Origin of the sequence: Streptomyces sp. NBC_00572, from assembly GCF_026341815.1 — a bacterium.
Classification (GTDB): Bacteria; Actinomycetota; Actinomycetes; order Streptomycetales; family Streptomycetaceae; genus Streptomyces.
The window spans coordinates 4,584,901-4,608,234 of the sequence record NZ_JAPENX010000001.1 but is presented as its reverse complement, the minus strand read 5'-3'; the positions used below and the strand labels follow the sequence as shown (position 1 = coordinate 4,608,234).

Here is a 23,334-nt window from a genome sequence, read left to right as displayed (position 1 = left end):
GGCAGATCCTCGGATGAGGAGGGGTGGTACGTGGGGGAAACAGCGGGTGAAAGAAAGAAGGGACGCCGTAGCGCCCCTTGCGTGTCTGTCTCTGCCGGTTGTGTGTCGAGCTGTGCCGGCGTGAGTGTTTCCCACCTGGCCCGTCGGGGCTGGGTTGTCAGGTGAGCGCAGGCTCCGCCTGGGGTACGTCGAGGTCGATGCTGTTCAGCAGTGACTCTCCCTGGTGCTGAGCGGCGGCAGCGGCAAGCGAGTCGTTCTCGGACTGGATCCGTACCAGCTCGGATTCCAGGTCCTGGACGCGCTGCTGAAGCCGTCGCATCTCGGCGAGGAGTCGCGGGTCGGAGCCGCCGACGTAACCGAGAAGCGCCTTTGCCATGATGGATGGTCCTCCACAATGAGTGACCGACCGAAGCGGTTGGGTCGTGAGGGATTTCGCACCCGCGGTGCTCGGCAGTACTGCTTGTCGTGCCGGTTCCACTGCCAAACAGCTAAGGTGCGCGGGGATTCCAGCGTCTCACCAAAAAGTTTGACGGTCAACACGATCACGCCCCGTGCGAAGGGGCGACCGAGGAGTCCACGGCCGCTCAACGGGCGGCGGGCCTCGGGAACTCGGTGCCTCAGGGCGTCGCGATCTTCCTTACCGGGCAGCCTTCCACGACGGGCGCTTCTTGGCAACCACCAGGCGCTTTCCCCGCTGCACGGCTGTTACCGCGCGTCTTCCCGGCACCTCTCTCGGTCACCGGAAGAGGTGTCGGAGAGTGATCGTCAGCGGATGGCGAAGCCGTCGTAGCCACCGCGCGGGGTGGCCCAGATCTCAGTGACGCCGTCCACGCGCCCGGGTGTGTCGGCGGAGTGGAGCCAGGCGAGCAGACGGTGGCAATTCTCACGCGCCCCTTCGGCCACCACCTGTACCCGGCCGTCGTCGAGGTTCAGGGCGAAGCCCACGAGGCCGCCGATCTCCAAAGCGTTTGCCCTGGTGAACCAGCGGAAGCCCACTCCCTGTACCCGGCCGCGTACCCAGGCGGTCATCCGAACGTCGTCACTCATGACTGCACGTTATCGGGCGGATTGCCAGATGAGCACATCGCCCCCGGCCCGCATGGACTACAGTCCCGACCGAACACGCCCCACCCGTTCGGGCGTGCGCTGTTCGACTGGCGGCCCGAAGCGGTGCCGACAGCAAAGGCCAGCAAAGATCAGCAAAGGCCAGCAGGACCCGCACAGGACCAGCAGAGGAAGGCAGACCAGATGGGACGCCACCGTCGCGCCGGAGCCGCACCCGCCGCCGAAGACTACGCGGACGGTACGGACCGCCGGCACCGGGGTACCCGCCGCAAGCGGCGCGGTGCGCCCCTGCGCACCGGCCTGCTCGGGGCCTCCGCCGCCGTCGCGGTGGGCGCCATCGCCGTCACCTCGGGCCTGCTGCCCGGCGGGGACACCTTCACGGTCGGCAGCGCCGGCACGAGCGAGCGCCCGAGCCAGTCGCGGCAGGCCCCGGAGCTGACCACCCAGGGCGGGTCCACCGAGACCCCGACCTCCGACTCGGCCTCCTCGGGCAGCGCCCGTACGAGCACGAAGGCGAGCGCGGGTACGGACAAGGGCAAGACGACCTCGCCGTCGGCCACCCCGTCCGCGAAGCCGACCCCGAAGGCGACGCCGACCCCGTCGAAGACCCCTTCGAAGGCGCCGACCAAGGCCCCGACCAAGGCGCCGACCACCAAGCCGGCCGCCCCGCGGATCACGGCCGCGCCCTCCACGAAGGCCCCGGCGCCGAAGCCGGACCCGACGACCGAGGCCCCGGTCGAGAAGACCTCGGCCCCTTCCACCGCCGACCGCGGCGTGGCCGCCGAGGCGGAGGTCGTCCGACTGGTCAACGCCGAGCGCGCCAAGGTGGGCTGCTCACCGGTGAGCGCCGACGCGCGGCTCGCCGCACTGGCCGGGGCGTTCAGCTCGGACATGGCGGCCCGCGGCTTCTTCGACCACACGGACCCGGACGGCGCAACGCCGTGGGCACGTGCCGAGAAGGCGGGCATCTCGGGCCTCGGCGGCGAGAACATAGCCCGCGGCCAGGCGGACGCGGCGTCCGTGATGGAGTCCTGGATGAACAGCGACGGCCACCGCGCCAACATCCTGAACTGCGACTTCACCACCCTGGGCGTCGGCGTCCACTTCGGCGACGGCGGCCCCTGGTGGACCCAGGACTTCGGCTACTGAGCCTCCCGCAGGTCAGAGCTCTCAGCATGCGTGTGGGCCGTCCCGGGGCCGTGATCGGCACCCGGGGCGGCCCATTCCGCGTCTGCGATCCGCCGGCCTAGCGGCCGTAGATGTGCCCCCGCACCAAAGGGTCGTTCTCCAGGATGGAGTCCGAGACCCCCTCACCACCTCGGCAACTGCGCCGGCGGACCGGCCGGATACGCGAACGGGCCCCGTCACCTTCCCGGTGGCGGGGCCCGTTCGCGTACGCGGTGGTGTGCGGGGAGGTCAGGCGGCGGCCTGGCCGGCCGCGAAGGTGCGGGCCGTCAGGGCGACGCGGCGGCCGAGGTGTTCGGCCGTGGCGACGTCCGCCTTGTGGACGCCCTCGGGGCCCAGGTCGCTGTGGGTCTGGGCGCCCGCGCCCGAGAAGAAGCCGAGGCGGTTGAGGTCGTTCTCGGAGGCCTCGCTGGTGTTCCAGCCGGGCTTGAGGCCGAGGTTGACCCAGGTCATGCCGTGCTGACCGGCGAGGATCTGGAAGAACTGCAGGGTGTGCAGCTTGTCGCCGCTCTTGGAGCCGGAGTTGGTGAAGCCGGCGGCGAGCTTGTCCAGCCAGGCGTCGGCGAACCAGCGCTTCGAGGAGGCCTCGGCGAACTGGTGGAAGGCGCCGGAGGCGGTGCCCATGTAGGTCGGGGAGCCGAAGACGATCGCGTCGGAGGAGTCGAGCAGCTCCCACTCGGCCTCGGTGATGCCGTCGACCTTGATCAGGTGGACGGTGGCGCCCGCGTCGGCGGCGCCGTCACGGACGGCCTCGGCCAGGACCGCGGTGTGGCCGTAGCCGGAGTGGTAGGCGATGGAGACGACGGGGGTGGTCACAAGAGGCTCCTTTGAGCGGGGACGGATCCGTGGGGACCGGATGACCAGAAGTAGAGCACTAACTTTTCGATAGCGCAACCTATCGGTGAGCGCACTCATGGCGGTAAGCGCTGCGCGGGAGTACGGTGGAGGGCATGACTGACGACCTCGCCTACGACGTGTTCGCCCGGGCCTGTCCCTCGCGCGGCACGCTGGAGCACGTGACGGGCCGCTGGGGCAGCCTGACGCTGGGCGCCCTGCACGACGGGACGTTCCGGTTCAACGAGCTGCGGCGCCGGGTCGACGGCGTGAGCGAGAAGATGCTGTCGCAGACCCTGCACGCCCTGGAGCGCGACGGACTCGTCCATCGCGAGGCGCAGCCCACGAACCCGCCGCGGGTCGACTACCGGCTCACCCCGCTCGGCCGCGAGATCGCGGAGCGGCTGATCGGCCTGATCCAGCTGGTGGAGGGCCGTATGCCCCAGGTCGAGGCGGCCCGGGAGAGTTACGACGCGGAGCGCGAGGCGCCGGTCGGCGCCTGATTCCCTCAGGCGCCTGATTCCTCAGGCGCTCGCGCGCGGGGGGCGCTGGCAGCGCGGGCAGAAGTAGCTGGAGCGGTTCATCCACGCCCTGCGCCGCATCGGCGTACCGCAGCGGTGGCAGGGCTCGTCCTCGCGACCGTAGGCGTCGAGCGAGCGGTCGAAGTAGCCGGACTCGCCGTTGACGTTCACGTACAGGCTGTCGAAGCTGGTGCCGCCGACTTCGAGGGCCGCGTTCATCACGTCCCGGACGTGCCCCAGGAGTTCGGCCGAGCGCGGGCGGGTGAGGGTGGCCGTCGGCCGGTCGTAGTGCAGCCGGGAGCGCCAGAGCGCCTCGTCGGCGTAGATGTTGCCGACGCCGCTGATCAGCGACTGGTCGAGCAGTGCCCGCTTGACCGTCGTACGGCGCAGGCGCAGCGCGCTCTGGAAGGCGGCGTCGTCGAACTCGGGGTCCAGCGGGTCACGGGCGATGTGCCCGATGGCGTCCGGCAGCCCGTCGGGCGTCTGGTCGTGGAGCGAGAGCCCGCCGAAGGTGCGCTGGTCGACGAAGCGGAGTTCGGTGCCGGCGGAATCGTCGAACCGGATCCGGATGCGGAGGTGCTTCTCGTCCGCGGCGTCCTCCGGCTGGACGAGCAGCTGCCCGCTCATGCCGAGGTGTCCGAGGACGGAGACGCCGGTCTCGGCGAGCGGCAGCCAGAGGTACTTGCCGCGCCGGCGCGCCACCTCGAAGCGCTGTCCCTTCAGCCGGGCCGCGAAGTCCGCGCCACCCGCCGGATGACGCCGTACGGCCCTGGGGTGCAGCACCTCGACCTCGGTCACGGTCCGCCCGGCGACCCAGCGCTCCAGACCGCGCCGTACGACCTCGACCTCGGGCAGCTCGGGCACGGGACTCCTCCGGACGTACGTCTTCGACAGCGGTTCAACCCTACCGCCGCGCAATCGGCGGAAAAGACGAGAACCCCGCCCTGGGGCGGGGTTCTCGGGAAGCGAGGGTTTCGGCCGTCAGGCCGATGCCCGGTGGGCGGTCGTAGAGGGGTCGGAGACCGCTCCCGTTCCCGCCTCGGCCGCGGCCTTGGCCGCCGCCGCGCGTTCGTCCGCCGCCGCGCGAATCGCGCGCCATGCGGACTCCGCCGCCTGCTGTTCCGCTTCCTTCTTGCTGCGGCCGGTGCCGGTGCCGTACGAGACACCACCGACGCGGGCGGCAGCAGTAAACGTCTTCTCGTGGTCCGGGCCCTCTTCGGAGACGAGGTATTCCGGAACACCCAGGCCCTCGGCCGCGGTGAGCTCCTGGAGACTGGTCTTCCAGTCCAGGCCGGCACCGAGGTTCGAGGACTTCTCGATCAGCGGGTCGAAGAGCCGGTGCACCAGCTCGGACGCCGCATCGAGGCCCTGGTCGAGATAGACCGCACCGATCACCGCTTCAAGGGTGTCGGCGAGGATGGACGCCTTGTCCCGGCCACCCGTGCCCTCTTCGCCCCGGCCGAGCCGGATGAAGGAGCCGAGTTCAAGTCCGCGCCCCACGTCCGCCAGCGCACGAGAGTTGACCACCGCGGCCCGCAGTTTGGCCAGCTGGCCTTCCGGCAGGTCGGGGTGGGTCCGGTACAGCGTGTCCGTGACCACCAGGCCGAGCACGGAGTCCCCGAGGAACTCCAGCCGCTCGTTGGTGGGCAGACCGCCGTTCTCGTACGCGTACGAACGGTGGGTCAGCGCACGCACCAGAAGGGCGGACTCGAGCCGATAGCCGAGCCGCCCTTCCAGAAGCGTGTGGGACGAGGCATGGTCCGTCTTGTCGTCCGTCTTGCGGGACTCAGACATTGCGCCTCTCACCAGCCCAATCAGACCGAGAGGACCTGGCGCTTGTTGTAGGTGCCGCAGCTCGGGCACGCGATGTGCTGCAGCTTCGGCTCCTGGCAACGCTCACACGAAACCAGGGTGGGGACCGCAGCCTTCCACTGCGACCGGCGGTGGCGCGTGTTGCTGCGCGACATCTTCCGCTTCGGAACAGCCACGGCTACTTCTCCTGCTTCTCGGCGGCGCTTCGGACGTCCCCGTCAGAGGCTTTGCCGCTCATGTTGTCCTTCTCATCGGTTCCCAGCGAACCGGCGAGTCCCTGCAATGCCGCCCAACGAGCGTCGACGGCATCATGGTGGTGGCCCGGGTTCTCGTTCAGGTTGGTTCCACACTCGGAACACAGGCCTGCACAGTCCTCCCGGCACACCGGCTGCATCGGAAGTGCGAGCACCACCGCATCACGCAGCACGGGTTCGAGGTCGAACATGCCGTCCTCGAGGGGGATCATGTCCTCGTCGGCCTCGGCTTCGTCGTCCGCGGCCGCCTTGGAGCGGCCCCGGTCGTCGGAGTCGGGGTACGAGAACATCTCCTGGAAGTCCACATCGAGCTCCAGCTCGACGGGCTCCAGACACCTTACGCACTCCCCCTCGGCCGATGCACGGGCGGTGCCTGTGACAAGCACCCCTTCCATGACCGACTCAAGACGGAGATCGATTTCCACCGGAGCGCCCTCGGGCACTCCGATCACTCCTTCGACGCCCAGGTCCCTGGGGGCCTCGATCGAACGCGAGAGCCGCAGGAGGGCACCAGGACGCCGCCCGAGCTCGTGCGTGTCGAACACGAGGGGGTTGCGGTGGTCAAGGCGCGTGCTCAGGGCTCTTCCTGCTTTCGAATCGTGTCGCATCGTGAGGAGGCTGCCGAACGTGGGCAGCAAGGATCGCGGACTACGCGCGACCGAAGAGCCAGGATACTGGACGCTTCGCTCAGGGCCCAATCCGGGCCTTGAGGGCTTACCGCCCCTGCCCCTGCCCGGGACGGTCCGGCCTTGATCCGCCGGACGGGCCCTAGTGGCCCTGGCCCTGCTCGTACCGTCGGAGCTGCTCCAGGTCGATCATGCTCGTGTCGAAGAAGCTCGTCTCGTCGAGCGAGGCGCCCTGCTGCTGGTGGACCTGCTGCTGGACCGGCTGCTGGTACGCGTACGGGTCCTGCTGTTGGTAGCCGTACGGGTCGGTGTGCTGCGGCGGCTGCTGCTGGTACGCGTACGGGTCGGGCTGCTGCTGGACCTGCTGGTAGCCGGCGTACGGGTCGGGCTGCTGCACCTGCTGGTAGCCCGCGTACGGGTCGGGCTGGGGCTGCTGCTGGGCCGGGATCTGCACCGGCTCGGGGTCGGAGAGCTCCGCGAGTCCGGCGAGGTAGTCCGAGTCACTGGTGTGCACGGTGCCGCCGAGACCGTCCTGGGCGGCCATGTGCTCGCCCAGGGCGTCGCTGGCGATCCGGCCGTGCAGCTTCTGACGGCCCCGCCCGACGGCCTCCAGGGTCTTGCTGAGCACCGCCTCGAAGGCGCCGAGCTTGGCGTCGACGTACTCGTCGGCCCGGTGGATCAGAGTCTGCGGGTCGGCGCTGTACTCGGGGGCGTCCTCGTCCGCGTAGCCGTCCTGGTCGAGGCCGGGACCGCGGCCGAGGAGCTTCTCGCGGCCCCGGTCGACGGAGCCGATGGTCTTGTTGAGGACGACCTCGAAGTTGGCGAGCTTGGAGTCGACGTAGTCGTCGGCCTCGGCGCGGACCTCCTCCGCCTCGCGGCGGGCCTCGGAGAGGATCCGGTCGGCCTCCTCCTGCGACTGCCGGGCGACCTGGGTGTCGGAGACGATCGAGCCGCGCTCGGCGTGGGCGGCCTCGATGATCCGGTCGGCCTCCTGGCGGGCCTGCTCGACCATGTGCTCGCGGCCGCCGATCAGCTCCTGGGCCTGGGCGAGGGAGCCGGGCAGGGCCTCCCGTACCTCTTCGAGCAGGGCGAGCAGCTCGGCCCGGTTGACCACGCAGGATGCCGACATGGGCATGGAGCGGGCGCCCTGCACGGTCGCGACGATCTCGTCGAGCTTCTTCTGTACGTCCACCGGGTGCTCGCCACTCTCTCAGCTGGATGGAGACGGACGGGACGACTGTAAGGGCAGTCGGCGCCCGTCCGACACCAGATGACGGAGCGTCAGCGACGGTGGCCGCGCGTCACTTCTGCGCCAGGCGCTCGGTGAGCCGGGGAAGGACCGTCGGGGGGACCAGGTGGGAGACGTCGCCGCCCCAGGCCGCGACCTCCTTGACCAGTGAGGAGGAGAGGAAGCTGTAGGTCGGGTTGGTGGGGACGAAGAGGGTCTCCACGCCCGTGAGGCCGTTGTTCATCTGGGCCATCTGCAGCTCGTAGTCGAAGTCGCTGACCGCGCGCAGTCCCTTGACGATGGCGGGGATGTCGCGCTGCTTGCAGAAGTCGACGAGCAGTCCGTGGAAGGACTCCACCTCGACGTTGCCGAAGTCGGCGGTCACCTCGCGGATCAACTCGATCCGCTCGTCGACCGTGAACAGGCCCTTCTTCGACTGGTTGATCATCACCGCGACATGTACGACGTCGTACAGCTTGGAGGCGCGGGCGATGATGTCGAGGTGTCCGTTGGTGATGGGGTCGAATGACCCCGGACAGACGGCGCGGCGCAACTTGGGTCCCTCGCTCTCCGGTCCGGTCATCGTGCGTCTTCGCACGTAGAGGCGGCGCGACCGTACCAAAACGTTCCCTCGCCGTAACGACGGGCCCGCAGTGGTTCGAAACCGGCCGGCCAGCCGAATTCTCCGCCTCTGGTGCTGCGCTCCACGGTGACGAGGGCATCCTCGCTCAGCCAGCCCCCCGAGCGCAGTGTGAGGAGAATCTCGCGGAGTTCCTCGTCGGAGACGGCGTACGGCGGGTCGAGGAAGACCAGGTCGTACGGGTCGGAAGGCGCCGGTCCCGTCACGATCTGTTCCGCTTTGCCGGTGCGGAGTTCGGCGCCGGGCAGACCGAGCGAGGAGATGTTCTCGCGGATGGTCTTCGCGGCGCGCGGTTCGGCCTCGACGAGGAGGGCGTGGGCGGCTCCCCGGGAGAGCGCTTCGAGGCCGACGGCGCCGGAGCCCGCGTACAGGTCGGCGACCCGTGTCCCGTCGAGGGTGCCGAGGAACGCTCCCCAGGTGGAGAAGAGGCCCTCGCGCGCCCGGTCGGAGGTGGGTCGGGTGCCGTTGCCGGGCGGCACTGCCAGGCGGCGCCCGCCGGCCGTGCCGGCGATCACGCGAGTCATCGGTGTCCTCGTCCTGCGTCGTCCAGTGCGTACGTCTCAGGATATGACCGCGGTCCACACCGTGTGGTCAGCCCTTCTCCAGGTACTCCTCCCGGTCCTTGTCGAGCAGGGCGTCGAGGGCGGTGCGCAGGCCGGGGTGGGCGGTGAGGTCGGGGTCGGCGAGGACGAGGGCGGTGGCCTCCTCGCGGGCGGCGGCGATGACCTCCTCGTCCTCGATGACGGTGAGGACCCGCAGGGAGGAACGGACGCCGGACTGGGCCTGGCCGAGGACGTCGCCCTCGCGTCGCTGTTCGAGGTCGATGCGGGAGAGCTCGAAGCCGTCGAGGGTGGCGGCGACGGCGGCGAGGCGCTGGCGGGCGGGGGTGGCCTCGGGCATCTCGCTGACGAGGAGGCAGAGGCCGGGGGCGGAGCCGCGGCCGACGCGGCCGCGGAGCTGGTGGAGCTGGGAGACGCCGAAGCGGTCGGCGTCCATGATCACCATGGCGGTGGCGTTGGGGACGTTCACGCCGACCTCGATGACGGTGGTGGCGACCAGGACGTCGAGCTCGCCGGCGGCGAAGCGGCGCATCACGTCGTCCTTGTCGTCCGGGTGCATCCGGCCGTGCAGGACGGCGATCCGGAGTCCGGTGAGGGGGCCGGTGCGGAGCTTCTCGGCGATGTCGAGGACGGCGAGCGGCGGGCGCTTCTCGGCCTCGTCCTCGGCGGACGCCTTGGCCTTCTTCTTCTGGTCCTCCTCGTCGCCGATGCGGGGGCAGACCACGTAGGCCTGGTGGCCCTTCTCGACCTCCTCGCGGACCCGCTCCCACGCGCGCGTGAGGAAGTGCGGTTTGTCGGCGGCGGGGACGACATGGCTGGCGATCGGGGAGCGTCCGGCGGGCAGCTGGTCGAGGACGGAGGTCTCCAGGTCGCCGAAGACGGTCATGGCGACCGTGCGCGGGATGGGGGTGGCGGTCATCACCAGGAGGTGCGGGGGCTGCTTCCCCTTGCCCCGGAGGGCGTCGCGCTGCTCGACGCCGAAGCGGTGCTGCTCGTCGACGACGACCAGTCCCAGGTCGTGGAACTGGACCTTGTCCTCGATCAGCGCGTGCGTGCCGATGACGAGGCCGGCCTCCCCCGTGACCAGGTCGAGCAGGGCCTGCCGGCGGGCGGGAACCCCCATGGACCCGGTGAGCAGGACGACCTTGGTGGCCCGCTCGGCGCCGCCGAGCATCCCGCCCTCGGCGAGCTCGCCCATCATCTCGGTGACCGAGCGGTGGTGCTGCTGGGCGAGGACCTCGGTGGGGGCGAGCATGGCGGCCTGTCCCCCGGAGTCGACGACGGCGAGCATGGCGCGCAGCGCCACCATCGTCTTTCCGGAGCCCACTTCGCCCTGGAGCAGGCGGTGCATGGGGTGTTCGGTGGCGAGGTCGTCGAAAATCTCCTTGGAGACCTTCTGCTGGCCGTCGGTGAGGGTGAAGGGGAGCTTGGCGTCGAAGGCGTCGAGGATGCCGTCGGGGGCGGGTCGCCGGGCGACGGCGGGGAGTTGGGTGTCGGCGTGCCGGCGGCGGGCGAGGGCGACCTGGAGGACGAAGGCCTCGTCCCACTTGAGGCGCTCGCGCGCGGTGGCGATGTCGGCCTTGGTGCGGGGCCGGTGGATGAGCCGGAGGGCGTCGGGCAGCTCGGCGAGGCCGCGACCCTCGCGCAGGGCGTCGGGGAGCGGGTCGACGGCGTCGACGGCGCTGGGCAGGACGGCGTCGACCGCCTTGGCGATCTTCCAGGACTCCATCTTGGTGGTGGCCGGGTAGATCGGGATGAGCGCGCCGGCCCAGACGTCGACGGCCTCCTCGCCGTCGCCGCGGAGGAGTTCGTACGACGGGTGGGCGAGCTGCAGGCGCCGGTTGAAGAGCGAGACCTTGCCGGCGAACATCGCGCGGGTGCCGGGCAGCAGGTCGTGGTGCGGCTTGTGGACGCCCTTGCCGAAGAAGACCAGCTGGAGGCGGCCGCTGCCGTCGGTGATGGTCACTTCGAGGCGCTGGCCGCGCCCCTTGGAGCCGTTGAAGGTGTGCACACGGGCGTCGGCGACCTGCGCGACCACCGTGACGTGCTCGTCGAGCGGCAGGTCGGAGAGGGTGGTCAGCTCCCCGCGCTCGGCGTACCGGCGGGGGTAGTGGTGGAGCAGGTCCCCGACCGTGTGCAGGTCGAGTGCCTCGGCCAGGACCTTTGCGGTGGCGGGGCCGAGGGACTTCTTGCTGAGTGGTTCGTCGAGCGCGGGCACGCCATCCATTGCACACCACGGGACTGACACGCGTGCGGAAGGCTGTGGACGACCTCCCGGAACGGCGCCTATTCCACCCCGATGAGCAGGGGCGGTGCGCCCTCGCCCGCGTGGTACGTGGTGGTGTCGACGGCGAGGTAGCCGCGCCGGACGTGGGCCTCCAGGTCGGGGGCGAGTCCGGGCGGGGTGTCGTCGGCGACGACGAGGGTGACGAGTTCGCCGCCCGCGGAGAGCATCCGGTCCAGGACCGTGCGGGCCGTGTCGGTGAGGTCCTTGCCGATGACGGCGACGTCGCCCTCGATGAGGCCGAGGATGTCGCCGGCCTGGCAGACGCCGGCCGAGGTGAAGGACTGGCGTTCGGCGACGGCGAGTTCGGCGTAGCGGGTCGCTCCGGCGGCGGCCGTCATGGCGACGACGTCCTCGTCGAAGCGCCGGTCGGGTTCGTGGACGGCGAGGGCCGCGATGCCCTGGACGGCGGCCCTGGTGGGGATGAGGGCGACGCGGATGCCCTCGGCCCTGGCGCGTTCGGCGGCGGCCGCGGCGGTCCGGCGCAGGTCGGTGTCGTTGGGCAGGAGGACGACCTCGCGCGCGTGGGCCCGTCGGATCGCGTCGAGGAGTTCGTCGCCGGCGGGCTGTTCGCCGGGCATGGTCCGTACGGTGGTCGCGCCCGCTTCGGCGCAGAGCCCGGCGAGGCCCTCGCCGGGGACGACGGCGACGACCGCGCGCTGGGCGCGTTCCCCGCGTCCTGCGGTGGCGGTCGCGTCGGCGGCGAAGTGGGTGATCCGGATGCGGTGCGGCCGGCCGGCCTCGACTCCTGCCTCGACGGCCGCGCCGGCGTCGTCGACGTGCACATGGACGTTCCACAGTCCGTCGCCGCCGACGACGACGAGGGACTCCCCCAGGGCGTCGAGCCGGGACCGGAGCAGCTCCACGGCCGCGTCCTCGGCCTCCAGGAGGTAGATCACCTCGTAGGCGGGCCCGTCCTCGGCGGGGCACTCCTCGCGGGGCGCGGGCATGAGCGGGGCCGTGGCGGCGGGGGGCGGGGTCTGGCCGGTCACGGTTTCGAGGAGGGCGCCGAGGACCGTCACCAGGCCCCTGCCGCCCGCGTCGACGACTCCGGCGCGTTCGAGGACGTCGAGCTGCCCGGAGGTGGCCGCGAGGGCCGTCCTGGCCCCGTGGTGGGCGTTCCTGGCCACGTCGACGAGTCCTCCGCCGGCGGCGCAGGCCCCGGCGGCGGCGCTCGCGACGGTGAGGATGGTGCCTTCGACGGGGTGGGCGACGGCCTGCCGGGCCGCGCTCGCGGCCTCGGCGAGGGCGCGGGCCAGGTGATCACCGTCACATCCCTCGGCGAGGACGCCCGCCATGCCGCGCAGGAGCTGGGAGAGGATCGTGCCGGAGTTGCCGCGGGCGCCGAGCAGGGCGCCGTGGGCCATGGCCCGTACCGTCTCGGCGGTGTCGGGTTCGGGTGCGGAGGCGGTGAAGACGGCCTCGACGGCCTGGTGGGCGGCTTCCGCCGTCAGGTACAGATTGGTGCCGGTGTCCCCGTCCGCCACGGGATAGACGTTGATCGCGTCGATCTCCTCGCGCTCCCGGCCGAGCGCGTCGAGCGCCCGCGCGCACCAGGACCTGACCGCCTCGGCGTCGAGCTCGACGAGCTCCTCGAAGGGCTGAAGGGCTCGCGACAACGGGGGTCCTCCTTCGGCGGTGAGCTCACCGCAGGGTAGACCCGAGGTGTCCGGCTCGTGACCTGGGCCCGAGGCGAGGTCGGCCGAGACCGTGGTAGTTTCGTTCCACCGAAGCAGGCGTTGTATGCTGCTTCGGTTGCCCGGTTCCACACCGGGCCATCCCCCGGCAAGCCACTTCAGACTCCTGATTCCGGTGCGCCGGATTTCACTGTAATTCTGAAGTCTTTGGAGTGACCCGTGGCTGCCAACTGCGACGTCTGCGGCAAGGGGCCGGGCTTCGGCAACAACATTTCGCACTCGCACCGCCGTACGCCCCGTCGCTGGAACCCGAACATCCAGCGTGTGCGTGCCGTGGTCGGTCGGACGCCGAAGCGGCTCAACGTCTGCACCTCGTGCATCAAGGCCGGCAAGGTCTCGCGCTAATTGCGACGCGTGTTCTGTCGTAGCGCAGCCCCTGCGGTTGCCTTGAAAGGCCGGTTCACCTAGGTGAACCGGCCTTTTGCCTTGCCCGGAAACGGTCGAGCGGCCGAAGGCCCCTTTCGGAGACCTCCGGAAACCCTCAGTCCCTGAACCGCCAGCCGTGATCGACCGGCCCGATGCCCGCGCCCAGCGCGAATCCGGCGCCGATCGCCCCCGTCACGTACTCCTTGGCCTCCCGCACCGCCTCCGGTACCGGGAGTCCCTTGGCGAGCCCGGACGCCACCGCGGACGCGAGCGTGCAGCCCGTCCCGTGGGTGTGCCGGTTGTCGTGGCGCGGGGCGCGCAGCCAGTGCTCCTCCGAGCCGTCCGTGAGCAGGTCCACGGCCTCCTGGCCGGTGGGCAGGTGGCCGCCCTTGATGAGGACCCAGCGCGGCCCGTACGACAGGATCGCCTCGGCCGCGACCCGCATGTCGGCCTCGTGGACGACGTGGACGCCCGTGAGCTGTGTCACCTCGTCCAGGTTGGGGGTGGCGACGGTGGCCCGGGGCAGCAGTTTCGTGCGGACGGAGTCGAGCGCGCTCGCGGCGAGCAGGGAGTCCCCGTGCTTGGAGACGCCGACCGGGTCGACGACGACCGGGGCGCCGGTGTCGCCGAGCAGCTCGGCGACGGTCTCCACGAGGGCCGCGGAAGCCAGCATGCCGGTCTTGACGGCCTGGACGCCGATGTCGTCGGCGACGGCCCGGTACTGGGCGCGTACGGCCTCCACGGGCAGCTCCCAGACACCCTGGACACCCCGCGAGTTCTGGGCGGTGACAGCGGTGAGCACGCTCATGCCGTGGACGCCGAGCGCGAGCATCGTCTTCAGGTCGGCCTGGATGCCGGCGCCGCCGCCGGAGTCGGATCCGGCGACGGTCAGCACGAGCGGGGGCCGGGAGGTCACTCGGTCTCCCCGAAGTGGTCCCAGCCGCCCACGCTGTGCCAGGGCGCGCCGTCCACGGTGACCTGCGGCAGCGCCGAGGGGTTGAGGACCTCGCCGATGACCTTCCAGCGGGCGGGCAGCTTCACGTCGGGCGGGAAGGTGGCCACGATGGCGTGGTCCTCTCCCCCGGTGAGCACCCACTGCATGGGGTCGACACCGACGGCCTGGCCGATGTCGTTCATCTGGGTGGGGACGTCGATGAGGCCGGAGCGCAGGTCGATGCGGACCTTGCTGGCCTCGGCGATGTGCCCGAGGTCGGCGATGAGGCCGTCGCTGACGTCGCACATGGCGGTGGCGCCGAGCCCGGCGGCGGCGGGACCCGCGTGGTACGGCGGTTCGGGCCTGCGGTGGGCCTCGACGAAGGCGCGCGGGGACCGGAAGCCCCGGGAGAGCACCGCGTATCCGGCGGCGGACCAGCCGAGCCAGCCCGTGTAGGCGACGACGTCGCCGGGCTGGGCGCCGCCCCGGGTGACCGGGTCGTGGTTGCGGAGGTCGCCGAGGGCGGTGATGGAGACCATGATCGTGTCGCCCCGGACGACGTCGCCGCCGACCACCGCCGCGCCCGCGACCTGACATTCGTCGCGCAGGCCGTCCATGAGTTCGGTGGCCCAGGTGACGGGGAGTTCGGCGGGGACGACCAGGCCGAGGAGGAGCGCGGTGGGGACCGCGCCCATGGCCGCGATGTCGGCGAGGTTCTGTGCCGCGGCCTTGCGGCCGACGTCGTACGCCGTCGACCAGTCGCGGCGGAAGTGACGTCCTTCGAGGAGGATGTCCGTGCTGGCCACCACGCGCCGGTCGGGGGCGGAGACGACCGCGGCGTCGTCGCCGGGCCCGATCCGTACCGCCGGGGTGGAGGTGAGCCGGGACGTGAGCTCCCTGATGAGCCCGAACTCGCCCAGCTCTCCGACTGTGCCCTTCACCGCGCCTCACCTCGTGTCTTCGTGCCGGCCGGCGGGCGGGGGCGCGTCTGTTCGCGCCGCGGGTCGCGGGCCGTCACCGTGCTGGGTACCGTCAAGTAGACCGTCAACTTCTGTCCTGCGTACGCCACCCCGCGAGCGCCTCGGGACACGCAGGTCTCCCCGCGGCCCGCGGCGACGCGGTACCGTGGCGTCCCTTTCTCCCACAAGATCCTCGTGGTCGCCCTGGAGGTTCCGTGGTTCAGGCGTACATCCTCATCCAGACCGAGGTGGGCAAGGCGTCGACCGTCGCCGACACCATCTCCAAGATTCCGGGGGTGCTCCAGGCGGAAGACGTGACCGGTCCGTACGACGTCATCGTGCGCGCGCAGGCGGACACGGTCGACGAGCTCGGCCGCATGGTGGTCGCCAAGGTCCAGCAAGTGGACGGCATCACGCGCACACTCACCTGCCCGGTCGTTCATCTGTAGCCCCCGTCTACGCTTGGCCGGTGATGTCTTCCCACCGGCCCTTCGGCCTGCCCGCCGCCGTCACGGCAGTCGTTTCGCTGCTGGCCGTCGCCGGCTGCTCCTCGTCGGACGCCGCGGCGTCCGTCGAGGTTCCCAGCCCACCGGCGGCGGAGGCCGCCTTCTGCCAGGCCTTGGCGAAGGAGCTTCCCGACACCTTGGCGGGGCTGGAACGGAGTGACCCGGAGCCCGGCTCCGAGCTGACCGCCGGCTGGGGTGACGGTGCGATCGTACTGCGCTGCGGGGTGCCCCGGCCCGAAAAGATGAGCGATCCCAAGGCGCAGGGCATCGAGGCGAACGGCGTGAACTGGATGCTGGAACGCCCCGAGGGCGCCGGACCCCGGTTCACCTCGACGTATCGGAAGACGTACGTCGAGGTACAGCTCGACAAGCGGTACGCGCACGACATCACGCCGCTCGCCGATCTCGCCGAGCCCGTAGGGAAGACCGTGCCGCCCAGCCTCTGAGAGGCGGCGGCACGGTCTTTTCGTGGTGCTACGGATCAGCGCAGGCCCGTGGAGCGGTTCAGCGCGGCCTGGATGAGGCGGTCGACGAGCTCCGGGTAGCTCACGCCGCTCTCCTGCCACATGCGCGGGTACATGGAGATCGGCGTGAAGCCCGGCATGGTGTTGATCTCGTTGATGACGAAGTCGCCGTCCTCGGTGAGGAAGAAGTCGGCGCGGACCAGACCCTCGCAGGAGACCGCCTCGTAGGCGGCGACGGCAAGGCGCTGGATCTCGGCGGTGGCATCGTCCCCGATGGGCGCGGGCACGATGCCGGAGGCCGAGTCGATGTACTTGGCCTCGAAGTCGTAGAAGTCGTGGTTCGTGACCGGCGGGATCTCGGCCGGCACGCTGGCCCGGGGGCCGTCCTCGAACTCCAGGACGCCGCACTCGATCTCGCGGCCGCGCAGCAGCGACTCGACGAGGATCTTGGGGTCGTGGCGCCGGGCCTCCTCGATGGCCTCGTCCAGGCCGGAGAGGTCGTCGACCTTGGTGATGCCCATGGAGGAGCCGCCGCGGGCCGGCTTCACGAAGAGCGGCCAGCCGTGCTCGGCGGCGAACTCGACGATCTTCTTTCGGGCGGCGGCGGGGTTCTGCTCCCACTCGCGCGGCCGGATGACCTCGTACGGGCCGACCGGCAGACCGAAGGAGACGAAGACCCGCTTCATGTACTCCTTGTCCTGGCCGACGGCGGAGGCGAGGACGCCGGCGCCGACGTAGGGGACGCCGGAGAGCTCCAGGAGGCCCTGGAGGGTGCCGTCCTCGCCGTACGGGCCGTGGAGCATCGGGAAGACCACGTCGACCTCGCCGAGGGCCCTCGGCACGGCGCCGGGCTCGGTGAGGACGACCTCGCGGTTGGCGGGGTCGACGGAGAGGACGACACCGCCCTCCTCGGACTCGGCCAGGTCGGCGACGTTGGGCAGGGCGCGGTCGGCGATGGCCATGCGCTCGGGGGCGTCGGCGGTGAGCGCCCAGCGCCCGTCCGTCGTGATGCCGATGGGCAGCACGTCGTACTTGTCCCGGTCGATGGCGCTCAGGACGGCGCCCGCCGTGACGACGGAGATGGCGTGCTCGGAGCTGCGTCCGCCGAAGACGACGGCCACGCGCGGCTTACGGGGGCTCTGGGTGTTCTCGCTCATATCGCGATGAGCGTACCTTGCGAGTCCCGAACGACCTTGCGGCCCCGGTCCCCTCGCGCGCGTCCGGCTCAGCGGCGCGCAGGGGGCACGGGGCGGCTACCGGGCGAGGGCCGAGGGGGCTCGGCGGCGCCCGGTGACGCTCAGCGGCGCTCGGCCTTGGCGCTGCGCGACATCAGTTCCTTGAGGGCGACGACCGGCGGCTTCCCGTCGTGGACGATCGAGACGACGGTTTCGGTGATGGGCATGTCGACGCCGTGGCGGCGGCCCAGATCGAGCACGGACTCGCAGGACTTGACGCCCTCCGCGGTCTGCTTGGTGGCCGCGATCGTCTCCTGGAGGGTCATCCCGCGGCCGAGGTTGGTGCCGAAGGTGTTGTTCCGGGAGAGCGGCGAGGAGCAGGTGGCGACGAGGTCGCCGAGGCCCGCGAGGCCGGAGAAGGTGAGCGGGTCGGCGCCCATGGCGAGGCCGAGCCGGGTGGTCTCGGCGAGGCCCCGGGTGATGAGCGTGGCCTTGGAGTTGTCGCCGAGGCCCATGCCGTTGGCGATGCCGACGGCGAGCCCGATGACGTTCTTGACCGCGCCGCCGAGTTCACAGCCCACCACGTCGGTGTTGGTGTACGGGCGGAAGTACGGGGTCATGCAGGCGGTCTGGAGCCGCTGCGCGACCGTCTCGTCGACGCAGGCGACGACGGCGGCTGCGGGCTGCCGGGCGGCGATCTCCTTGGCCAGGTTGGGGCCGGTGAGGACGGCCACGCGCTCGGCGGGCACGTCGGCGACCTCCGTGATGACCTCGCTCATGCGCTTGGCGGTGCCGAGTTCGACGCCCTTCATGAGGGAGACGAGGACCGTGTCGGGCGCGAGCATCGGCGCCCAGACGGCGAGGTTGCCGCGCAGGGTCTGCGAGGGCACGACGAGGACGGTGAAGTCGGCGTCGTGGGCGGCCTCGGCGGGGTCGGCGGTGGCCGTGATCGCCGCGGGGAGTTCGACGCCCGGCAGGTAGTCGGGGTTGACCCGGGTCGCGTTGATCTCCTTGGCGAGTTCGGCGCGGCGGCCCCAGAGGCTCACCTCGCAGCCCGCGTCGGCGAGCACCATCGCGAAGGCGGTACCCCAGGATCCGTTTCCGAAGACGGCTGCCTTGGTCACTTGGTGCCCCCTTCGGCGGCCTTGCGCCGCTGCTCCAGGCGCGCCTTGCGGTGGTCGTACGGTTCGGCGGGCGCCTGTTCGCCGCGGACCTGCTCCAGGATCGCGGTGATCGCGGCCATGATGACCTCGGTCGCCTCGCGGAGCACCTCGGGTGTGGGTTCGAGTCCGTAGAAGCGGGAGAGGTCGACGGGCGGACCGGCCTGCACGATCAGGGTCTTGCGGGGGAACAGGCTGAGCTTGTTCTCCTTGGCGTACGGCGGCATCGCGAGGTTGGCGCCCCACTGGGCCACCGGGATGACGGGGGCCCGGGTGAGCAGCGCGACGCGCGCGGCACCGGTCTTGCCGGCCATGGGCCACATGTCGGGGTCCCGGGTCAGGGTGCCCTCGGGGTAGAAGGCGACGCACTCGCCGCGTTCGATGGCGTCGACGGCGGCGCGGAACGCGTCGAGCGCGTTGGTCGTCTCACGGTAGACGGGGATCTGGCCCGTGCCGCGGAGCATCATGCCGACGAAGGGGGTCTTGAAGAGGCCCGCCTTGGCCAGAAGGCGCGGGACGCGGCCGGTGTTGTACTGGTAATGCGCGTAGGACAGCGGGTCCAGGTAGGAGTTGTGGTTGACCGCGGTGATGAAACCGCCGTCGGCCGGAATGTGCTCCATACCGCGCCAGTCCCGCTTGAACAGAACCACCAGGGGGGGTTTGGCGATGACCGCCGCGAGGCGGTACCAGAAGCCGATTCTGCGGCGGGGCACTCGTACACCTTTCTCCGGGACTGGCTGGCAGGGGGTCAAGTGTCGCCCCATGCTCCTGCTCTGTCGAGTGACACCGTACGCCCCGGGCCCCCCGCGGGACCGCGTGGGCGGGACAGAATGGAGGCCGATGAACGCCATACACACGGATGCGGACGACGGCTGGTCCCTGGTCGTGCCCCTGAAGCCCCTCGCCCTGGCGAAGAGCAGACTGGCCGCGGCGGCCGGGTCCCTGCTGCGCCCGCGGCTGGCGCTCGCGTTCGCCGAGGACACCGTGGGTGCGGTGCTGAACTGCGCGCGGGTACGGGATGTGGTGGTCGTCACGGACGATCCGACGGCCTCCGAGGCGCTCGCCGCCCTGGGAGCGCGGACCGTCCCGGACGCCCCTGCGGCGGGGCTCAACGCGGCGCTGGCGCACGGGGTCCGCGCCATACGGTCCCGGCGGCCGTACGCGCGCGTGGCCACGCTCAACGCGGACCTGCCGGCGTTGCGGCCGGCGGAGCTCACCCTGGTCCTGGACGCGGCCCGGAAATTTCCGAGGGCTTTTCTCGCGGATGCCGCCGAAATAGGTACGACATTCCTCTCGGCGGGCCCGGGGGTGGAATTGGAACCGGCATTCGGAGGTGCGTCACGGCTCCGGCATTTGTCGTCGGGTGCCGTGGAAATCCGGCTGTCGGGGGTGGATTCCGTACGCCGGGACGTGGACACCGGTGAGGATCTGGCGGCGGCGGAGGCGCTGGGGCTCGGCCCGCGGACGGCCGCCCGGTGGCTGTCGGCGGCCGGATAGGCTGCGGTCCATGCAGGCGACCGCGTTCACGTACGACCCCGAGACCCGCAGCGGCAGTGTGCTGCTCGACGACGGCACCCCCGTGGAGTTCGGGGTGGCGGCCTTCGAGGCGGGCGGGCTGCGGCTGCTGCGGCCGGGGCAGCGGGTGCGGATCGAGGCGGAGCCGGGCACCTCGGGCGCCGGTCTGCGGATCACCCTGGTGACGCTCCAGACGTTCTGACGCGCCCGGTCCCCGCCATTGGGGCCCCGGACGCGCCGCGGGCCGGGCTCCCTGGGGGGAGCCCGGCCCGGCGGGTGTCTACCGCTCGTCCTACTTCTTGGCGGCGGCCTTCTTGGCGGTCGTCTTGCGCGCCGTCGTCTTCTTGGCGGGCGCCTTCGTCGCCGTGGCCTTCTTCGCGGCCGGCGCGGTCTTCTTGGCCGTGACCTTGGTCGCCTTCTTCGCGGCGGCCGTGGTGGTCTTCTTGGCGGCGGCGGAGGTCTTCTTCGCGGCGGCCGTGGTGGCCTTCTTGGCGGGAGTCGCCTTCTTGGCCGCCGTGGTGGCCTTCTTCGCGGGGGTCGCCTTCTTCGCGGCCGCCGTCGTCGCCTTCTTCGCCGGGGTCGCCTTCTTCGCGGCGGCCTTCTTGGCGGTGCTGGCCTTCTTGGCGGCGGCCTTCTTCACGGTCGCGGAGGCGGCGCCACCGGTCAGGCTGCCCTTGGGAGCCTTCTTGACGGAGACCTCGCCGCCCTTGGGGAGCTTCTTCGAGCCGCTGACCAGGTCCTTGAAGCCCTGACCGGCACGGAAGCGCGGGACCGAGGTCTTCTTGACCCGCACCCGCTCACCCGTCTGCGGGTTGCGGGCGTAGCGGGCCGGACGGTCGACCTTCTCGAACGAGCCGAAACCCGTCACCGAGACCCGGTCGCCCCCGACCACGGCACGCACGATGGCGTCGAGCACGTGGTCGACGGCTTCGGCGGCCTGCTGGCGACCGCCCATCTTGTCGGCAATCGCTTCTACGAGCTGCGCCTTGTTCACGTCTTCCCCTTCGGAGACATTGCCAGAACGAAAGTGTTCAAGCTTTTTCGCACGTTAGGCATGTATATACCGCAAATCAAACACGAAACGGGCTAATCACCCTAGTGCCGCAACGCAGAAGATCCGCTGCGGAGTTCTTGGTGTCAGTCGTCCTCTGGGAATCGGCCCTCGTCGAGGTCCTTCATCAACCGGTCCAGACGCGTTGCCGCGTCCTTGAGATCGTGCTTCGCCGCGGCCGTCACGACCAGCAGCTTCCGGGACAGCGCCATCCTTACGCCCTCCGGGACTTGCAGTGAGCGCACTCTTGTGTGCGCTTCCTTCAATCGGGCGGCGACTGACTCGTAGAGCTCGAGTTGGCTGTCGCGTTCCATGCACCGATTGTGCCATCTAGGGCGAGTTGTCGCCCGACAGGGTCTCAACAAGCGACTGCGCCCCCCACCGGGCGGTGGGGGGCGCAGTCTTGGAAAAGCGCTGCTCAGACCGTAATTGTACGGGGCTTGTGGGCCGGTCGTGCCGCCTCATAGGTGGCGATGTCGGCTTCGTTCTGAAGGGTGAGGCTGATGTCGTCGAGTCCGTTCAGCAGCCGCCAGCGGGCGTTCTCGTCGAGCTCGAAGTCGGCGTCGATCCCGGCGGCCAGGACCTTTCGCTGCTCCAGGTCGACGGTGATCTCGGCGGTCGGGTCGGCCTCGGTCAGCTCCCAGAGCGCGTCGACCGTCTCCTGCGGCAGGACCACGGTGAGCAGGCCGTTCTTCAGCGAGTTGCCGCGGAAGATGTCGGCGAAGCGGGCCGAGATGACCGTCTGGAAGCCGTAGTTCTGGAGCGCCCAGACGGCGTGCTCACGGGAGGAGCCGGTGCCGAAGTCGGGGCCGGCGACCAGGACCGAGGCACCCTGCCGCTCGGGGCGGTTGAGGATGAACTCCGAGTCCTTGCGCCAGGCCTCGAAGAGACCGTCCTCGAAGCCGTCGCGGGTGACCTTCTTGAGCCAGTGCGCCGGGATGATCTGGTCGGTGTCGACGTTGCTGCGGCGCAGCGGGACGGCCCGGCCGGTGTGCGTGGTGAAAGCTTCCATGGTTCCTCAGACCCCCGCGGTGGTGGCGACGTCGGACAGATCGGCCGGGGAGGCCAGATGGCCCAGGACGGCGGTGGCGGCGGCTACCTGGGGCGAGACCAGGTGGGTCCGGCCGCCCTTGCCCTGCCGGCCCTCGAAGTTGCGGTTCGAGGTGGACGCGGAGCGCTCACCGGGAGCCAGTTGGTCGGGGTTCATGCCCAGGCACATCGAGCAGCCCGCGTGCCGCCATTCGGCGCCGGCCTCCTTGAAGACCTTGTCCAGACCCTCTTCGACGGCCTGCAGGGCGACCCGGACCGAGCCGGGGACGACCAGCATGCGGACGCCGTCGGCGACCTTGCGGCCCTCCAGCAGACCGGCGGCGTTGCGCAGGTCCTCGATGCGGCCGTTGGTGCAGGAGCCTACGAAGACGGTGTCGACCTTGATGTCGCGCAGCGGCTGCCCGGCGGTCAACCCCATGTATTCCAGGGCCTTTTCGGCGGCCAGGCGCTCCGAAGCGTCTTCGTACGAAGCCGGGTCGGGGACGTTCGCCGAAAGCGGCGCGCCCTGGCCGGGGTTGGTGCCCCAGGTGACGAACGGCGCCAGGGAGGCGGCCTCGATGACGACCTCGGCGTCGAAGACCGCGTCCTCGTCGGACTTCAGGGTCTTCCAGTACGCGACGGCGGCGTCCCAGTCCTCGCCCTCGGGGGCGTGGGCGCGGCCCTTCAGGTAGTCGAAGGTGGTCTCGTCGGGGGCGATCATGCCCGCGCGGGCGCCGGCCTCGATCGACATGTTGCAGATGGTCATCCGGGCCTCCATCGAGAGCTTCTCGATGGCGGAGCCGCGGTACTCCAGGATGTAGCCCTGGCCGCCGCCGGTGCCGATCTTGGTGATGATCGCCAGGATCAGGTCCTTGGCGGTGACGTCCTCGGGCAGCTCGCCGTCGATCGTGATGGCCATGGTCCTGGGGCGGGCCAGCGGCAGCGTCTGGGTGGCGAGCACGTGCTCGACCTGGCTGGTGCCGATGCCGAACGCCAGCGCGCCGAAGGCGCCGTGCGTGGAGGTGTGCGAGTCGCCGCAGACGACGGTGGTACCCGGCTGGGTCAGGCCCAGCTGCGGTCCCACCACGTGGACGACGCCCTGCTCGACGTCGCCCAGCGGGTGCAGCCGGACGCCGAACTCGGCACAGTTCTTACGGAGGGTCTCCAGCTGCGCGCGGGAGACCGGGTCGGCGATCGGCTTGTCGATGTCGAGGGTCGGGGTGTTGTGGTCCTCGGTGGCGATGGTGAGGTCGAGGCGCCGCACCTGCCGGCCGTTCTGGCGCAGGCCGTCGAAGGCCTGGGGGCTGGTCACCTCGTGCAGCAGGTGCAGATCGATGAAGAGGAGGTCGGGCTCGCCCTCGGCGCGCCGGACGACATGGTCGTCCCAGACCTTCTCCGCGAGTGTCCTACCCATCGCTTTCCCTCCGGCCGACGTCTACGCCGGCACAACTAGAGACCCGTTTCGCGGG

Annotated in this window: 28 protein-coding genes; 7 read left to right on the top strand and 21 right to left on the bottom strand. The window is 70.8% G+C overall.

The features are described from left to right. Window positions 1-157: 157 nt before the first annotated feature. Window positions 158-376, bottom strand: a complete 219-nt coding sequence (locus OG514_RS21445; protein WP_015036455.1) for a hypothetical protein — start codon at window positions 374-376, stop codon at window positions 158-160. Window positions 377-765: 389 nt separating this feature from the next. Beyond that, window positions 766-1,047 carry an acylphosphatase gene (locus OG514_RS21440; protein WP_030325609.1) on the bottom strand — a complete coding sequence of 94 codons (282 nt, stop codon included), beginning with the start codon at window positions 1,045-1,047 and terminating at the stop codon, window positions 766-768. 201 nt (window positions 1,048-1,248) lie between these two features. Between OG514_RS21440 and OG514_RS21435 the strand changes: the two genes are divergently transcribed. Then, a complete protein-coding gene (locus OG514_RS21435) occupies window positions 1,249-2,214 on the top strand; it encodes a CAP domain-containing protein (RefSeq protein ID WP_266897126.1) in 966 nt (321 codons plus the stop codon). 267 nt (window positions 2,215-2,481) lie between these two features. Here the strand turns inward: OG514_RS21435 and OG514_RS21430 are convergent, their stop codons facing one another. Then, window positions 2,482-3,066: a flavodoxin family protein gene (locus tag OG514_RS21430; protein ID WP_266897124.1), complete on the bottom strand. Its 585-nt coding sequence runs from the start codon at window positions 3,064-3,066 to the stop codon at window positions 2,482-2,484. A 134-nt stretch (window positions 3,067-3,200) separates the two neighbouring features. Between OG514_RS21430 and OG514_RS21425 the strand changes: the two genes are divergently transcribed. After that, the gene (locus OG514_RS21425) at window positions 3,201-3,587 is read left to right on the top strand and encodes a helix-turn-helix domain-containing protein (protein ID WP_266897122.1); all 387 of its coding nucleotides are present in this window, start codon (window positions 3,201-3,203) and stop codon (window positions 3,585-3,587) included. A 21-nt stretch (window positions 3,588-3,608) separates the two neighbouring features. On the opposite strand, the gene mutM is transcribed toward OG514_RS21425, so the two are convergent. The 9 genes from mutM to OG514_RS21380 all read right to left on the bottom strand — a co-directional run bounded on the left by mutM (window position 3,609) and on the right by OG514_RS21380 (window position 12,628). Then, on the bottom strand, window positions 3,609-4,469 hold the full coding sequence (gene mutM / locus OG514_RS21420) for a bifunctional DNA-formamidopyrimidine glycosylase/DNA-(apurinic or apyrimidinic site) lyase (RefSeq protein ID WP_266897120.1): 861 nt from the start codon (window positions 4,467-4,469) through the stop codon (window positions 3,609-3,611). A 117-nt stretch (window positions 4,470-4,586) separates the two neighbouring features. Beyond that, the gene (rnc, locus tag OG514_RS21415; protein ID WP_266897118.1) at window positions 4,587-5,399 is read right to left on the bottom strand and encodes a ribonuclease III; all 813 of its coding nucleotides are present in this window, start codon (window positions 5,397-5,399) and stop codon (window positions 4,587-4,589) included. Between the two features lie 20 nt (window positions 5,400-5,419). Beyond that, entirely contained in the window at window positions 5,420-5,593 is a 174-nt protein-coding gene (rpmF, locus tag OG514_RS21410) for a 50S ribosomal protein L32 (RefSeq protein WP_015036448.1), read from the bottom strand. Window positions 5,594-5,595: 2 nt separating this feature from the next. Then, on the bottom strand, window positions 5,596-6,279 hold the full coding sequence (locus OG514_RS21405; protein ID WP_266900913.1) for a DUF177 domain-containing protein: 684 nt from the start codon (window positions 6,277-6,279) through the stop codon (window positions 5,596-5,598). Window positions 6,280-6,439: 160 nt separating this feature from the next. Beyond that, window positions 6,440-7,489, bottom strand: coding sequence for an ATP synthase F0 subunit B (locus tag OG514_RS21400; RefSeq protein WP_266897114.1), 1,050 nt, complete (start codon window positions 7,487-7,489; stop codon window positions 6,440-6,442). A gap of 109 nt (window positions 7,490-7,598) precedes the next feature. Next, window positions 7,599-8,078 carry a pantetheine-phosphate adenylyltransferase gene (gene coaD, locus OG514_RS21395; protein WP_193384147.1) on the bottom strand — a complete coding sequence of 160 codons (480 nt, stop codon included), beginning with the start codon at window positions 8,076-8,078 and terminating at the stop codon, window positions 7,599-7,601. A 26-nt stretch (window positions 8,079-8,104) separates the two neighbouring features. Beyond that, entirely contained in the window at window positions 8,105-8,689 is a 585-nt protein-coding gene (rsmD, locus tag OG514_RS21390) for a 16S rRNA (guanine(966)-N(2))-methyltransferase RsmD (RefSeq protein ID WP_266897112.1), read from the bottom strand. 67 nt (window positions 8,690-8,756) lie between these two features. Then, window positions 8,757-10,952, bottom strand: coding sequence for an ATP-dependent DNA helicase RecG (gene recG, locus OG514_RS21385; protein ID WP_266897110.1), 2,196 nt, complete (start codon window positions 10,950-10,952; stop codon window positions 8,757-8,759). Window positions 10,953-11,011: 59 nt separating this feature from the next. Beyond that, a complete protein-coding gene (locus OG514_RS21380; protein ID WP_266897108.1) occupies window positions 11,012-12,628 on the bottom strand; it encodes a DAK2 domain-containing protein in 1,617 nt (538 codons plus the stop codon). 237 nt (window positions 12,629-12,865) lie between these two features. Here OG514_RS21380 and rpmB point away from each other — a divergent pair, with 237 nt between their 5' ends. Beyond that, window positions 12,866-13,051, top strand: coding sequence for a 50S ribosomal protein L28 (gene rpmB, locus OG514_RS21375; RefSeq protein WP_015036441.1), 186 nt, complete (start codon window positions 12,866-12,868; stop codon window positions 13,049-13,051). Between the two features lie 136 nt (window positions 13,052-13,187). Here rpmB and thiD read toward each other — a convergent pair whose 3' ends face one another. Both thiD and OG514_RS21365 read right to left on the bottom strand, forming a co-directional pair. Beyond that, on the bottom strand, window positions 13,188-13,988 hold the full coding sequence (gene thiD / locus OG514_RS21370; protein ID WP_266897106.1) for a bifunctional hydroxymethylpyrimidine kinase/phosphomethylpyrimidine kinase: 801 nt from the start codon (window positions 13,986-13,988) through the stop codon (window positions 13,188-13,190). Further along, window positions 13,985-14,947: a thiamine-phosphate kinase gene (locus OG514_RS21365; protein WP_266897104.1), complete on the bottom strand. Its 963-nt coding sequence runs from the start codon at window positions 14,945-14,947 to the stop codon at window positions 13,985-13,987. The genes thiD and OG514_RS21365 overlap by 4 nt, the downstream gene beginning before the upstream one ends. Window positions 14,948-15,180: 233 nt before the next feature. Between OG514_RS21365 and OG514_RS21360 the strand changes: the two genes are divergently transcribed. Together OG514_RS21360 and OG514_RS21355 are read left to right on the top strand one after the other, a co-directional pair. Then, window positions 15,181-15,414, top strand: a complete 234-nt coding sequence (locus tag OG514_RS21360; protein ID WP_015036438.1) for an Lrp/AsnC family transcriptional regulator — start codon at window positions 15,181-15,183, stop codon at window positions 15,412-15,414. A gap of 23 nt (window positions 15,415-15,437) precedes the next feature. Then, window positions 15,438-15,917 (top strand): DUF3515 domain-containing protein, encoded by a 480-nt coding sequence (locus OG514_RS21355; RefSeq protein WP_266900912.1) that lies wholly within the window; start codon window positions 15,438-15,440, stop codon window positions 15,915-15,917. A gap of 35 nt (window positions 15,918-15,952) precedes the next feature. Here the strand turns inward: OG514_RS21355 and OG514_RS21350 are convergent, their stop codons facing one another. From OG514_RS21350 to OG514_RS21340, 3 genes are all read right to left on the bottom strand, one after another. Continuing rightward, window positions 15,953-17,092, bottom strand: a complete 1,140-nt coding sequence (locus OG514_RS21350) for a D-alanine--D-alanine ligase family protein (protein WP_266897102.1) — start codon at window positions 17,090-17,092, stop codon at window positions 15,953-15,955. A gap of 140 nt (window positions 17,093-17,232) precedes the next feature. Next, window positions 17,233-18,234 (bottom strand): NAD(P)H-dependent glycerol-3-phosphate dehydrogenase, encoded by a 1,002-nt coding sequence (locus OG514_RS21345; protein ID WP_266897100.1) that lies wholly within the window; start codon window positions 18,232-18,234, stop codon window positions 17,233-17,235. Beyond that, window positions 18,231-18,983, bottom strand: a complete 753-nt coding sequence (locus OG514_RS21340) for a 1-acyl-sn-glycerol-3-phosphate acyltransferase (RefSeq protein WP_266897098.1) — start codon at window positions 18,981-18,983, stop codon at window positions 18,231-18,233. Before OG514_RS21340 ends, OG514_RS21345 begins: the two co-directional genes overlap by 4 nt. Window positions 18,984-19,110: 127 nt before the next feature. Here OG514_RS21340 and cofC point away from each other — a divergent pair, with 127 nt between their 5' ends. After that, the gene (gene cofC / locus OG514_RS21335; RefSeq protein ID WP_266897096.1) at window positions 19,111-19,767 is read left to right on the top strand and encodes a 2-phospho-L-lactate guanylyltransferase; all 657 of its coding nucleotides are present in this window, start codon (window positions 19,111-19,113) and stop codon (window positions 19,765-19,767) included. 10 nt (window positions 19,768-19,777) lie between these two features. Beyond that, the gene (locus OG514_RS21330; RefSeq protein WP_266897094.1) at window positions 19,778-19,987 is read left to right on the top strand and encodes a hypothetical protein; all 210 of its coding nucleotides are present in this window, start codon (window positions 19,778-19,780) and stop codon (window positions 19,985-19,987) included. Between the two features lie 90 nt (window positions 19,988-20,077). Here the strand turns inward: OG514_RS21330 and OG514_RS21325 are convergent, their stop codons facing one another. The 4 genes from OG514_RS21325 to leuC form a co-directional block, all read right to left on the bottom strand. Continuing rightward, window positions 20,078-20,779 carry an HU family DNA-binding protein gene (locus OG514_RS21325; protein ID WP_266897092.1) on the bottom strand — a complete coding sequence of 234 codons (702 nt, stop codon included), beginning with the start codon at window positions 20,777-20,779 and terminating at the stop codon, window positions 20,078-20,080. 143 nt (window positions 20,780-20,922) lie between these two features. After that, a complete protein-coding gene (locus OG514_RS21320) occupies window positions 20,923-21,150 on the bottom strand; it encodes a hypothetical protein (RefSeq protein WP_030325570.1) in 228 nt (75 codons plus the stop codon). 104 nt (window positions 21,151-21,254) lie between these two features. Next, a complete protein-coding gene (gene leuD / locus OG514_RS21315) occupies window positions 21,255-21,848 on the bottom strand; it encodes a 3-isopropylmalate dehydratase small subunit (RefSeq protein WP_266897090.1) in 594 nt (197 codons plus the stop codon). Window positions 21,849-21,854: 6 nt separating this feature from the next. Further along, window positions 21,855-23,279 carry a 3-isopropylmalate dehydratase large subunit gene (leuC, locus tag OG514_RS21310; protein ID WP_266897088.1) on the bottom strand — a complete coding sequence of 475 codons (1,425 nt, stop codon included), beginning with the start codon at window positions 23,277-23,279 and terminating at the stop codon, window positions 21,855-21,857. Between the last annotated feature and the right edge of the window lie 55 nt (window positions 23,280-23,334).